12 protein-coding genes are annotated in these 12,453 nt (G+C 61.3%); 5 read left to right on the top strand and 7 right to left on the bottom strand.

Features of this window, described 5'->3' with window-relative positions:
• The first annotated feature begins 75 nt into the window (after positions 1–75).
• A complete protein-coding gene (locus M3N55_RS08205) occupies positions 76–729 on the top strand; it encodes a GntR family transcriptional regulator (protein ID WP_249058043.1) in 654 nt (217 codons plus the stop codon).
• 205 nt (positions 730–934) lie between these two features.
• Here the strand turns inward: M3N55_RS08205 and M3N55_RS08200 are convergent, their stop codons facing one another.
• Positions 935–1,066 carry a DUF6477 family protein gene (locus tag M3N55_RS08200; protein WP_249058042.1) on the bottom strand — a complete coding sequence of 44 codons (132 nt, stop codon included), beginning with the start codon at positions 1,064–1,066 and terminating at the stop codon, positions 935–937.
• A gap of 195 nt (positions 1,067–1,261) precedes the next feature.
• Here M3N55_RS08200 and M3N55_RS08195 point away from each other — a divergent pair, with 195 nt between their 5' ends.
• Positions 1,262–2,314: a DUF6456 domain-containing protein gene (locus M3N55_RS08195; RefSeq protein ID WP_249058041.1), complete on the top strand. Its 1,053-nt coding sequence runs from the start codon at positions 1,262–1,264 to the stop codon at positions 2,312–2,314.
• 90 nt (positions 2,315–2,404) lie between these two features.
• Here M3N55_RS08195 and M3N55_RS08190 read toward each other — a convergent pair whose 3' ends face one another.
• From M3N55_RS08190 to M3N55_RS08170, 5 genes are all read right to left on the bottom strand, one after another.
• Positions 2,405–4,246, bottom strand: a complete 1,842-nt coding sequence (locus M3N55_RS08190; RefSeq protein ID WP_249058040.1) for an ABC-F family ATP-binding cassette domain-containing protein — start codon at positions 4,244–4,246, stop codon at positions 2,405–2,407.
• A 111-nt stretch (positions 4,247–4,357) separates the two neighbouring features.
• Entirely contained in the window at positions 4,358–5,917 is a 1,560-nt protein-coding gene (locus tag M3N55_RS08185) for a 2-isopropylmalate synthase (protein WP_249058039.1), read from the bottom strand.
• A gap of 193 nt (positions 5,918–6,110) precedes the next feature.
• Entirely contained in the window at positions 6,111–6,293 is a 183-nt protein-coding gene (locus M3N55_RS08180; RefSeq protein WP_249058038.1) for a PLD nuclease N-terminal domain-containing protein, read from the bottom strand.
• A gap of 108 nt (positions 6,294–6,401) precedes the next feature.
• Positions 6,402–7,142: an AbiU2 domain-containing protein gene (locus M3N55_RS08175; protein WP_249058037.1), complete on the bottom strand. Its 741-nt coding sequence runs from the start codon at positions 7,140–7,142 to the stop codon at positions 6,402–6,404.
• 59 nt (positions 7,143–7,201) lie between these two features.
• On the bottom strand, positions 7,202–8,107 hold the full coding sequence (locus M3N55_RS08170; protein ID WP_249058036.1) for a LysR family transcriptional regulator: 906 nt from the start codon (positions 8,105–8,107) through the stop codon (positions 7,202–7,204).
• A gap of 88 nt (positions 8,108–8,195) precedes the next feature.
• Between M3N55_RS08170 and metF the strand changes: the two genes are divergently transcribed.
• Positions 8,196–9,062, top strand: coding sequence for a methylenetetrahydrofolate reductase [NAD(P)H] (gene metF, locus M3N55_RS08165; RefSeq protein ID WP_249058035.1), 867 nt, complete (start codon positions 8,196–8,198; stop codon positions 9,060–9,062).
• Positions 9,063–9,132: 70 nt separating this feature from the next.
• Here metF and M3N55_RS08160 read toward each other — a convergent pair whose 3' ends face one another.
• On the bottom strand, positions 9,133–10,884 hold the full coding sequence (locus M3N55_RS08160) for a serine protease (protein WP_249058034.1): 1,752 nt from the start codon (positions 10,882–10,884) through the stop codon (positions 9,133–9,135).
• A gap of 128 nt (positions 10,885–11,012) precedes the next feature.
• On the opposite strand from M3N55_RS08160, the gene M3N55_RS08155 reads away from it, so the two are divergent.
• Positions 11,013–11,945 (top strand): glycine--tRNA ligase subunit alpha, encoded by a 933-nt coding sequence (locus tag M3N55_RS08155; RefSeq protein ID WP_249058085.1) that lies wholly within the window; start codon positions 11,013–11,015, stop codon positions 11,943–11,945.
• Positions 11,945–12,451, top strand: a complete 507-nt coding sequence (locus tag M3N55_RS08150; protein WP_249058033.1) for a DUF6446 family protein — start codon at positions 11,945–11,947, stop codon at positions 12,449–12,451. The genes M3N55_RS08155 and M3N55_RS08150 overlap by 1 nt, the downstream gene beginning before the upstream one ends.
• Positions 12,452–12,453 lie beyond the last annotated feature (2 nt).

Genomic DNA, 12,453 nt, shown 5'->3' with positions numbered 1-12,453 from the left:
AGAGTGGCAAGGATTGCGGGTTGTCTTTCTGTCAAAATCGCTGTTTTGTCGAAGTCCACGACACAAGAGCACAAGATGACCGAGACCAAACTCCTCAAGGACGCGTATTCCCTGATACTGGAAGCGATAGATGTCGGCGTTTACAAGCCCGGCGACCGTTTGGTGGAATCGGAACTGGCGGATCGTTTCGGCGTGTCGCGCACCCCGATCCGCGAAGCCCTGCAACGGCTGGAAACGCAATCCTTGCTGACACGCGACGGGCGCTCGCTGATCGTGGCGTCGCTTGACCACAACCAACTGGCCGAACTTTATATTGTGCGCTCGGAACTGGAGGGGCTGGCCGCCCGGCTTGCGGCACGCCACGCGACCGATGAAGAAGTGCGGTTGCTGCGGATCATGATAGAGGAAGACGCGCGGCTGATGGGCGACCCTCAGGCGCTAAGCCGGGCCAACCGCCGGTTTCACAAGCAGATCCACCTTGCCTCGCATAATCGCTACCTTGTGCAACAACTTGACCTTGTCCATCGGTCGATGGCGCTCTTGGCCAGCACCTCGATTTCGGTGGCCGGGCGGGGCGAACGCACGCTGGAAGAGCATTCCGCCATTGTCGAAGCCATTGCCTCTGGCGACGGCGACGCTGCCTACAATGCGCTGAAAGAACACATCTCACGCGCATTTGAGACCCGCTTGCGGCAGGACTCGATCGCGGCGGAGCGTTTTTCGCTTTAGCTTTGCATAAGGCGCCCGCGACAGCTTATCAAACCGCGTTCGATGCCATGCCCTCGGCCCGGCTGCGCGCTTCGTGCAAGAGCGCGGTCATCACCAGCACATGTTAAGCGGGATGCCAGCTTGCGTCGTGATTGCGCCGCGCGCGCTCCATTTCGGCCTCGCGGCGCACAAGGGTATCCTGCGCCGTGGCCGCGTCGGGCAAGCCTTATCCCAGCGGCAGGCCCAACAGGCGCCCAAGGCTGCGCGCGCGGTCATATTGCGCCAGCCCATGTCGTGCGGCGACAACCATAAGGCGAGGCCGGATCGTGGTTTGCAAGCCATGTGTGGATTGGTCCATCTGCGAACTCCTGAAACAAACAGAGCTGAATAATCGCACAGCTTTCCAAGTGTTGCGTTTTCAGCGTGCCTCAGCGCGCGCTGCGTTCAACCGTGTTTAGGGATTTCCCGGCATCCTTGCGCAATCGGATCACGGTTAACCGCCCGGTAATAAATGCAACTATAGGCTGTTTTTCGAAAAGGAGCACGGCGCGGCATGTCAGCACAAACCCGCGTGGACCCCGGTTGCACCTTGGTGGTCGGCGCATCCTTGCCCGACTGGGTGCCCAAGGGCGCACGGCTTTACCTGTCGCACACGGCAGAAGGCCTGTCGCTGCGTGCGCTTGCGCGCAATTCCGGGTGCCATGCCTCGACCGTGCTGCGCCAGGTCCGCCGGTTTGAGAACCGGCGCGACGACCCTTTGGTGGATGATGCGCTGAACCGGCTGGACCAGGTGCTGCGCGAACCACCGCCCCCCCAAAACAAGACGGAGCGTTCCGATATGGCCCAATCCACTTGCCTTGTGCATGACGCCACCGCCCCCACGTGGTCCTCTGGCGACCTTGTGTCAGTGTTGCGCGATCTAGATATGCCGGGCGCACAGCTTGTCGTGGCCCCCGACATGCCCAAGGCGATGGTCTTGCGGGACATGGGGCAGGGCCGCACCGAACGGGTGCGCGTGTTCGACCGAACTCTGGCCGAAATGCTGGCGCTGAAGGCGTGGATTACCTGTTGTCGCGAAGGTCGGGTGCGCAGCTATGTCGCAAGCCCCGAAGGCTTGGCCGCGTTGCGGGCGCAGGATGATGACAGCCCCACGGCCCGCCGGGTCCGCTACGGGACAGTGGAAACCCCGATCGCCGTTCTGGCGCGTCGGCGCGACAAGTCGGGCACAGCCTTTCTTGTGCCCGAACTGGTGCATGCGGCCGACCGGCTGCGCGAGGATTTCGTGATGGCGCAACTTGACCGGCTGGAGCCGATGCCCGTGGACCGTCTGACCCGCGCGCTTCAGAAACGTGCGCTGCCCGGCCCCAATATTGCCCCACCCGGCACGCGGGCTGCGCGGGGCCGAGTGCTGGGCGCGCTGCAAGACCTTGGCCCTGGCCTGTCGGACATGGTGCTGCGCGTTTGTTGCCACCTTGAAGGGGTGGAAAGCGCCGAACAGGCAATGGGCTGGTGCGCGCGCTCGGGCAAGATCGTGCTGCGCATTGGGTTGCAACGCCTGAAGCTGCATTACGACCGGCTGGGCGCGGATGATATGCTCATGGGCTAAAGCACGCCGCGCAAAATTGTGAACCGGTTTTGCGTTTGCGGGACATTCGTTATCAACAGGTTAGAGCGTATCGCGTAACCGCGATACATTCTAGGCGGTGGCTTTCTCGTAGCTTTCCTGCGCGGCGATCCAAAGCGCCTCGGCACGGTCCATCGCGTCCATCACCTCGGCGTATTTGGCTTGCCATACGCGCAGATCGCCGGCGCGCTCTTCTTCATAGATCGCAGGGTCGGCCAACTTTTTCGCCAGCTTGTCGCGCATATCTTCCAGCTTGGCGATGCGCGCTTCGGCGCGGCTGACCTCTTGGCGCATAGAGCTGATCTCGTCGCGGCTGGCGCGTTTGGGTTTTGGCGCCGGGGCACGGGCGGGTTTGTCGTCCCCTGCAAGAAGCGTCGCGCGATAAGCGTCCAGATCCCCTTCATAGGGGCGCACATTGCCGTCCTTGACCAACCATAGCCGGTCCGCGACCAGCGACAGCAAATGCATGTCATGGCTGACCAGAATGACCGCGCCGGTATAGGCGGTCAGCGCCTCGACCAGCGCCTCGCGGGATTCGATGTCAAGGTGGTTGGTCGGCTCATCCAATATCAGCATATGCGGCGCATCCAGCGTCGCCAGCAGCAGAGACAGCCGCGCCTTCTGCCCGCCCGACAGTTTGCGCACGATGGTTTCGGCTTGCTCGGCCATCAGCCCAAAACCCGCCAAACGCGCGCGCAGGCGCGGCGGGGCTTCATGCGGGCGTTCGCGCTGCAAATGCTGCAAGGGTGTCTCGTCGAGTTCCAGCTCATCGACCTGATGCTGGGCGAAATAGCCCACCCGCAGCTTGGTCGCGCGCGTCAGTGTGCCGCTGCCGTCCAGCTTGCCAGCCAGCAGCTTTGACAGCGTCGATTTGCCCTCCCCATTGCGCCCCAACAGCGCGATGCGGTCATCCTGGTCAATCCGCAGGTCCAAGCCCCGCAGCACCGGCGGGCCGTCATAGCCCACGCTTGCTCCTTCCAGCCGCAGAATGGGGGGCGATAGCTCCTCGGGTTCGGGAAAGCTGAACACATGGCGCGCGGCCTCGGCAGGGGGTGTGATGGGCGACAGCTTCTCCAGCATCTTCAGCCGCGATTGCGCCTGCTTGGCCTTGGTCGCCTGCGCGCGGAAGCGGTCGACGAATTTCTGCATATGCGCACGCTTGGCCGCCACCTTGTCAGCCTCGGCGGCAAGTGCGGCGCGGCGCTCGGCCCGCAGTTTGGCAAACCCGTCATAACCGCCGGTATACAGCGTCAGCTTGCGGTCTTCGAGGTGCAGGATGTGCCCCACCGCGCGGTTCAACAGGCCCCGATCATGGCTGATAATCAGCACCGTATGCGGGTAGCGCATCAGGTAGCCTTCCAGCCACAAAGCGCCTTCCAGATCCAGATAGTTGGTCGGTTCATCCAGCAGCAACAAGTCGGGCTGCGCGAACAACACCCCGGCCAAAGCCACCCGCATCCGCCAACCGCCCGAGAAATCGGAACAAGGCCGCGCCTGCGCTTGCGCGTCAAAGCCCAAGCCTTTCAGGATGGTCGCCGCGCGCCCTTCAGCCGACCATGCGTCAATATCGGCCAGCCGCGTTTGCACGGCGGCAATGCGTTCCGGGTCCGTCGCGGTCTCGGCTTCGGCCATCAGCGCCGCGCGCTCGGTATCGGCTTCCAGCACCGTGTCCAGCAAGGATGTGGACGAGGACGGCACCTCTTGTGCCACGCCGCCGATCTTGGCGCGGGCGGGTAGGTCTATCTTGCCGCCTTCGAGCGGGTATTCGCCGCGCAATATGCGAAAGAGCGTGGTTTTCCCCGCCCCGTTGCGCCCGACAATGCCCACCTTGTGGCCAGTCGGAATGGTCGCAGAGGCACCCTCAAACAATGGGTTGCCCTGCATGGCGAAGGTGATGTTGTCAATCCTGAGCATGGCGCTGCATTGCCTGACAAGCGCGGAAGGGTCAAGCAGCCCTCTTCATCTTGCCGCAAATACTCTCAGGGGGGTGTGGGGGGCAGAATGCCCCCCCACGTCTGGCCAGGTTCAGCCCGCGCTCGACATCAGCGCCGACAGGTTGCCCCGATGCTGGTGCATCACCAGCCGGTTCAACGCGTTGACATAAGCCTTGGCGCTGGCAACCACTGTGTCAGTGTCCGAGGACTGCCCGGAATAGACCACGCCATCCAGCGCCAGCCGCACACTGACCGTGGCCTGTGCATCGGTGCCCTCGGTCACGGCATGAACCTGGTACAGTTCCAGCCGGGCCTCATGGGGGTGCAGCATTTTCACCGCGTTGAAGGTGGCATCCACCGGGCCATCCCCGGTGGCATCGACAAAGCGTTCGACGCCGCCAATGCGCATTGTCAGTTCTGCTTCCTGCGGCCCCTCGGTGCCACAGATTACGCGCAGGCGCTTGACTTGCAGATAGGCATCCTCATCCGACAGGCTCGTTTCGGCCATCAGCGCGATCAGGTCGTCGTCGTAAACTTCCTTCTTGCGATCGGCCAGCGCCTTGAACCGCACGAACACATCCTTCAACTGGTTGTCGCCCAACTCATAGCCCAGTTCCGACAGCTTGGCGCGCAATGCCGCGCGGCCCGAATGCTTGCCCATCACAAGGTTTGTCGCCGCCAAGCCAATATCCTCGGGGCGCATGATCTCGAAGGTTTCTTTGTTCTTCAGCATCCCGTCCTGATGAATACCGGATTCATGCGCAAACGCGTTCTTGCCGACGACAGCCTTGTTATACTGCACCGGAAAGCCCGACACGGCGGCAACCATGCGCGACAGGCCCATGATCTTGGTGGTGTCGATGCCGGTGGCGTAGGGCAGAATGTCGCCGCGCACGCGCAGCGCCATGACCACCTCTTCCAAAGCGGTGTTGCCCGCGCGCTCGCCCAGACCGTTGATCGTGCATTCCACCTGCCGCGCGCCCGCCTCAACAGCGGCCAAGGCGTTGGCGGTGGCCATGCCAAGGTCATTATGGCAATGCGTGGCGAAGGTGATCGCATCGGCACCGGGCACGCGCTCCAGCAACATACGGATCAGCTCGGCCGACTCGCGCGGGTAGGTATAGCCCACCGTATCGGGAATGTTGATCGTGGTCGCGCCCGCCTTGATCGCGGTTTCCACCACCCGGCACAGGAAATCATGCTCGGTGCGGGTGGCATCCATGGGCGACCATTGCACATCATCGCACAGGTTGCGCGCATGGGTGACGGTGTCGTGAATACGCGCGACCATCCCGTCCATATCCAGCGCCGTGATGTCGCGGTGCAGGGGCGAGGTGCCGATGAATGTATGAATCCGCCCTTGCGGCGCGTGTTTCACAGCCTCCCATGCGCGGTCGATATCGCCAAGATTGGCGCGCGCCAGCCCACAGATCACGGCGTTGCGGGCGTTTTTCGCAATCTCCGAGACGGCCTGGAAATCGCCCTCGCTGGCAATGGGAAAGCCCGCTTCAATGATATCCACGCCCATCTCGTCCAGAAGGCTCGCGATTTCCAGCTTTTCGCTGTGGGACATGGTCGCGCCGGGGCTTTGTTCGCCATCGCGCAGGGTGGTGTCGAAAATCAGGACGCGGTCCTGTTTGCTCTCGGTCATGGGGGTATTCCTTGGGGTCTGCTGCGGTTGGTCCGGGCGCATCTCACCTCTGAGCGGCGCGCCCGTCCGGCACGCTCAGAGGCCCCTAAGTAGAGCCAGGCTTTCAAGCGCAATCGCGCGGATATGGTGCAGCATGGTCATATTCGCGACTATAGGCGCGGGCGCGCGGGTTGAAAAGCCCCGAAATCGGGCCTTAGCGCCGCGCGCGCGGGCCGAAGAGCAGCCACAGGATGAACCCCAGAAGCGGCAGGAAGAACACGATCAGACACCACAGCACCTTGCGCCCGGTAGAGGCGCCGGAATTGATCGTCGAAATGATCGCCCACAGCGCGAGCGCGAGGATGATGAAACCGCCAATGCCGGTGAGTTCGAGCATGATGCCTGTCCTTCGGTAGCGTCGCGCGAGGGTAGCAGGTTTGGGGGTGGGTGCAATCTCATCACCCTGCCACATTAACGAACAAACCTTTTCACTCCGAAAGTCTGACTATCCATCTTTGAATTCGTCATCGCGATAGGTGACCCAATCAGGTAGACGAGTCTCGTTCTCATCCAGTGCTTTGTAGTCTCGGACAGCCAGATGCCTTCTTCGCTCAGCTTCAATCCGAAGCATTTCTTGCTTACCCAAATATATCGTTTGGATTATTTTAACTTCATCGTCGCCAAGATTCGAAATTGGATGTGTTACCAAGTGAGTGTCGAGAGCGACGCTGTAGTATAGGCGAACGCAATCACATATTCTATCAATCGCGTTTGTTACATCACGTCTACTTCCTCGTGTTATCAAAACCCCTCGATTATTCCTCGCATCATCATCCGAATGTGCCAACAGCTTGTTGCGAAGAGTTTTCGCGAAAGCAGACGCTGCGACGGCCTCTGAAATGCTCTTTTGTATTTCTTCCTTGGAACGCTCTTCAATGAGGTCTTCGAGTCTAGTTATCGATACATTTTTAGACTTTCCTTTGAGGCTAGTCTTTGGATCACTGAGGCGACAAATACGAAATATTACTTCATGCCATAGCGAATTCTCAAGAACGAGAGCAGTCGTTCCCGAGATCGAGTTGAGCATGTCAACTCTTTCTTTGCTAGTTCCAAAAAATGACCGATAAATTCGCCAGTGTAGTCTTAAAGATGCGCAATCCGTTCGCAAATTATCTACAAGCTCTCCATTCTCTTGACCAAGGGTTTGAATTAGCTCTTGCCGTGCTTCAGCGGCGGACCGTTCCATACCAAATCACCATGATTTTTTGTTTCAGCATACACGAAGAGAAACGAGGAAAATCACCCTCACCCCCTCTGCAACTTCACCGGCTCCGTCCGGGCCAGCCGCAGCACATGCGCCATGAAGGGTTTCGCCGAATCCTCTTCCCGCACCGCCGCATACAGCCGCCGCGTTAGCCCCTGCGCTGTCAGCCGTTTGGTGACGTAATCCGAATGATACCGCACCTCGCGCAGCACCCAGTCGGGCAGGACCGACACGCCGCGCCCGGATGCGACCAGCAGCAGGATGACCGCTGTCAGTTCCACCGGGCGCACCGCGCGCGGCTCCACCCGTGCAGGTGTCAGAAGCTGGGTGAACACGTCCAGCCGCGTGCGCTCCACCGGGTAGGTAATCAGCGTCTGGTCGCGGAAATCCTCGGCCTCGATGAATTCTTTCTTGGCCAGCGGGTGCCCCTTGGCGGCGACGAACACCGGTTCATAGTCGAACAGCGGCAGGAATTGCACCCCGTCCAGATCCTCCGGGTCAGAAGAGATCACCAGATCCACCTCCTCGCGCCGCAACGCGGGCAAGGCGTCAAACGCCAGACCGGGGCGGATATCGACATCGACATCCGGCCACGCCTTGCGGAACTGCTCCAGCACCGGGAACAGCCAGTCGAAACAGGCATGGCATTCGATGGCAATATGCAGCCGCCCCGAACTGCCCTTGACCAGCCCGGTGAATTCATCCTCCAGCGCCGTGACACGCGGCAGGATGTCTTCGGCGGCGCGCAGCATTTTCAGCCCGGCCGCCGACAGCTTAAGGGGTTTCGAGCGGCGCACGAACAATTCCACCCCCGCCTGATCCTCCAGCCCCTTGACCTGATGCGACAGCGCCGATTGCGTCATATTCAGCAGGTCGGCGGCGCGCGCCAGCCCGCCCGCATCGTGAATGGCCTTGATCGTGCGCAGGTGGCGGAATTCTATATGCATGTCGCGCTCATAATCATGATGAAGATAATGAATTGGTTTCACATCCGTAGCTGTGGCACAAGATGCGAAATCAACCGGAGTTTTATCCATGTCTGCACCGCGCGTCTCGTTTGAATTCTTCCCGCCCAAGACGCTGGAAGCCAGCTTCAAGCTGTGGGACACGGTGCGCATGTTGGCGCCGCTTGGCCCGGAATTTGTGTCCGTGACCTATGGCGCGGGCGGCACCACGCGGCAGTTGACGCATGAGGCGGTGACAACCATCGGCAAACAGTTCGACCTGAACGTTTCCGCGCACCTGACCTGTGTGGACGCCACCCGCGCGGAAACATTGGCCATTGCCGACAGCTACGCCAAGGCGGGCGTGTCGGAAATTGTGGCGCTGCGGGGCGATCCGCCGAAAGGGCAGGGCGGGTTCACGGCACATCCCGAGGGGTTCGCCAATTCGATCGAGCTGATCGAGGCGCTGGCCGCGACCGGCAATTTCAACCTACGTGTGGGCGCTTACCCGGAACCGCACCCCGAAGCCGCCGACAGCTTGGCCGATGTGCGGTGGTTGAAGCGCAAATTCGCCGCCGGCGCGCATTCTGCGATCACCCAGTTCTTTTTCGAGCCGGACACCTTCCTGCGGTTTCGCGATGCCTGCGCGGCCGAAGGGATTGACCGCCCGATCATTCCCGGCATTGTCCCGATTGAGAACTGGCCCGGCATTCGCAAATTCGCGCTGGCCACGGGGGCCACTGTGCCCGCTTGGCTGGATGATGCCTTCGAGAAGGCCAAGCGTGACGGGCGTGAGGATCTGCTGGCGACCGCGCTGTGCACCGAGCTATGCGACAAACTGATGCGCGAGGGTGTGCAGGACCTGCATTTCTACACGCTGAACCGCCCGCATCTGACCCGCGATGTCTGCCACGCGCTGGGTGTGCAGCCGCAGGTCGCGCTGGAGAATGTCGCCTGAGAACATTTGCGTTCTGGAAAGAAAAAGCCGCATTCAATGATGCGGCTTTTTTGTATGTGCGGGGCGCGGTTCAGTTCCAGCAGGATACAAGCACCGTCAGATCGCCCGCAACCCGCGTCAACTGTTCGGGCGGGACTGTGACACCGCTGCGTAGCGTCCCGCTGGAGACGCCGTTTTCCGACAGAAAGCCCCGGATCGCGTCGGCCGAGACGGCGAAATTCACCTCTGGCGGCAGTTGGCGGTTGTCCATTGGTGGCTGCCCCGAAAGCAAGCCCAGAACCGCGCCGTTCGGACCAAAGACCGGCCCGCCCAGATCGCCCTGTGCCACGGTGGCGTTCAGACGCAGCACACCGGCCTCGCCGTTTAGCCCGCCCTCTGCATCCAGCCGACCAAAGGTGAGCACCGGGCGGGTCAGCATATCTTCAAAGGAAAACCCGGAAATCGTGATCTCTTGCCCGAGCGGCATATCGCCTTCGGCGAATTGCGCGAAGGCCAGTGGCACCAGCGGTGTTTCGGGTTCCAGCACGGCGATGTTCAGCGCGTCATCGCGGGCACGGACGCGGGCTGTGTAAGCCTCATCAAGGGTGACGCGGTCGCATTGGGCGACAGCCGCGGCGGTGGTCACGGTTGTGCCGGTCGCGTCGATATAGAAGCCCGACCGTGAATAATCAGGCCGCCGGACGCTCAGCCCCGCCAGCAGCGCGCTGCGCGCGACCTGGCTGGCCTGGCCGGTGCTTTCGGGAAGGGTGCCGCCGAAGGTCGTGAAGCTATCTTGCATCATCGGCAGCACGCGGGCCATCTGGTCGTCGCGCTCGGGCGTCCAGACCAGTGTGTAGCCCTTGATTTGCCCGTTGCGGAACTCTGCGACGGTATGCGACCGCAAGTTTTCAGTCTGTCCGGTCAGGGTGAAGGAATTCGACCGTCGTTCGCGCTCCCCGTCCAGAGGGACGATTTCCAGCGTTTGCATGATCTCATACAAGCCGAACAGGGTCGCCTGATTGCCGGGCTGGCTGAGCAGCAAGACCTGCACACCGCTGTCATCTTTGGCCATGAAATGCGAGAAAGGCGCCTCGTGACGGTCGAACGCGACCATGGCCAGCGGCAGCGCAATCTCTATGCCCGCATCTTCGTCGCGAATGGTCTGCATCCCCAAAGCGGCCAATTCGCCCTGATATTCGGCCAGCAATTGCGCGCGCTGGCGGGTGGTCAGCACCCCGGTATCGTCGAACCCGCGATCTGCCTGCCATGCCGCCATGGATCTGCGCGTGCCGGGGCCGAAAGCGGCGTCAATGCGTTGCGTGTAAAAGCCGAACCATTGCAGCGCGGTTTGCAGTTCGGCGCGGGCGTCGCGGTCGAGTTGCCGCTCGGAGGCCTGCGCCTCGCGCAGGGTTTCCTCGGGCTCTGGTTCGGGTGCGGCCACGACCAGAGGCTCCGGCTCTGCGGCCGGAGCAGCTTGCGACGTCACAACAGGCGCCACAGCCGCCCCGTCTGTCGGGAAAAACCGCGCGCCGTAATTCTCGCCATTCGACACGAAAGCGTCGGCCGGTATGGCGCGTTCGGCGCGCAACTGGCGGCGAACCTCGAAAGCGTCGGTATCGGTCTCAAATGGGCCAAGGGTCAGCGCATACCAGTCCGAGGGCAATTGAAACCCGCTGACATTGCCGATGCTGGATTGATATTCTTGCGCGCGGGTCAGCGCCACATCCAACTCGCGATGCGCTTCAAGTTGCACCCATCGGCTGTCTTGCGCAAGCGCCGGACCAAGCGCCAACCCCGAAACGCCTGCGGCCAGAAATGCCGCAATGCTGAAATACCGTGTCATTTTGTTCAATTCCTTCCCCGTATCCAGTTGCCGGACCCAAGCGCCCGGTTTCGGCGTTGACCCTTGACGGATGCTTGCCTATGCAGACGCAGCTTTACGAGATTGCGCTGACATGGCAAGGGGCCGACATGGCGGAAGCCGCTGAAAACCGTTCACAAAAGCCTGCATGCTTTCAGGAAATCATCCTGAGGTTGCAAAACTACTGGGCCGCCAAAGGCTGCGCGGTGCTGCAACCCTATGACATGGAAGTGGGCGCGGGCACGTTTCACCCGGCCACGACCTTGCGCGCTTTGGGAACCAGGCATTGGGCCGCGGCCTATGTGCAACCCTCGCGCCGCCCGACCGACGGGCGCTACGGTGAGAACCCGAACCGCTTGCAGCATTATTACCAGTATCAGGTCATCATCAAACCCTCGCCGCCCGATCTGCAAGAGCTGTATTTGGGCAGCTTGCGCGCCATCGGGATTGATGATGCGCTGCATGACATCCGCTTTGTCGAGGATGACTGGGAATCGCCCACGCTTGGCGCTTGGGGTCTGGGCTGGGAAGTCTGGTGCGACGGTATGGAAGTGTCGCAATTCACCTATTTCCAGCAGGTCGGTGGGCATGATTGCAAGCCGGTCTCTGGCGAATTAACTTACGGCTTGGAACGTCTGGCGATGTATGTTCTGGGCGTGGATCACGTCATGGACATGCCGTTCAACGCGCCCGATGCGTTGATCCCGCTGACATATGGCGATGTGTTCCGCCAGACCGAACAGGAATATTCGCGTTGGAATTTCGATCAGGCGGATACCGACACGCTTTTGCAGCATTTCAAAGATGCCGAAGCCGAATGCCAACGCATCCTGACCGCCGACACCACCGACAGCGCAGGTCGCAGCATCATCATGGCGCACCCGGCCTATGACCAATGCATCAAGGCGTCGCATCTCTTCAACCTGCTCGATGCGCGCGGCGTTATTTCCGTGACCGAACGCCAAGCCTATATCGGGCGGGTGCGGGCGCTGGCCAAAATGTGCGCCGATGCTTTCGTGCAGACCGAAGCGGGTGGGGCATAATGGGCCGTTTCCTTGTTGTCATTCTGCTGGCCAGTGCCGCTTTGGGCGGCGCGGGCATGTGGTATTTGCAGGTTTACGGCTATTACGACACGCTGCCGGAACAGAACAGCATTGCGCTGACCTATGCGGGCGACACAACGCCGACCGAGGTGCCCGTGACCGGGTTCGAAGGGATCGATGCGATTTCCTCTCCGATCCGGTTTCGCGCCTGTTTCACGCTGGCAGAGCCTGCCGATTTCGCGCCCTATGACAATGCAACCCCGCTAAACGCCCCCGGCTGGTTCGACTGTTTCGACGCTGCCGCCATTGGCGCGGCTCTGGACAATGGCAGCGCGCAGGCCGTTACGGCGCAGGCCAATATCACCTACGGCATTGATCGCGTTGCCGCCATTTTCTCCGATGGTCGCGGCTATGCGTGGCACCAGATCAACGCCTGCGGCACCGCGCATTTCGATGGTGACCCGGTGCCGCCGGGCTGCCCCCCTCCGCCCCAACGGACCGAATGACC

It is taken from the genome of Roseinatronobacter domitianus (genome assembly GCF_023336755.1).
Classification (GTDB): Bacteria; Pseudomonadota; Alphaproteobacteria; order Rhodobacterales; family Rhodobacteraceae; genus Roseinatronobacter; species Roseinatronobacter domitianus.
The sequence above is the reverse complement of the archived record's forward strand: the minus strand, read 5'-3'. Positions and strand labels throughout refer to the sequence as shown.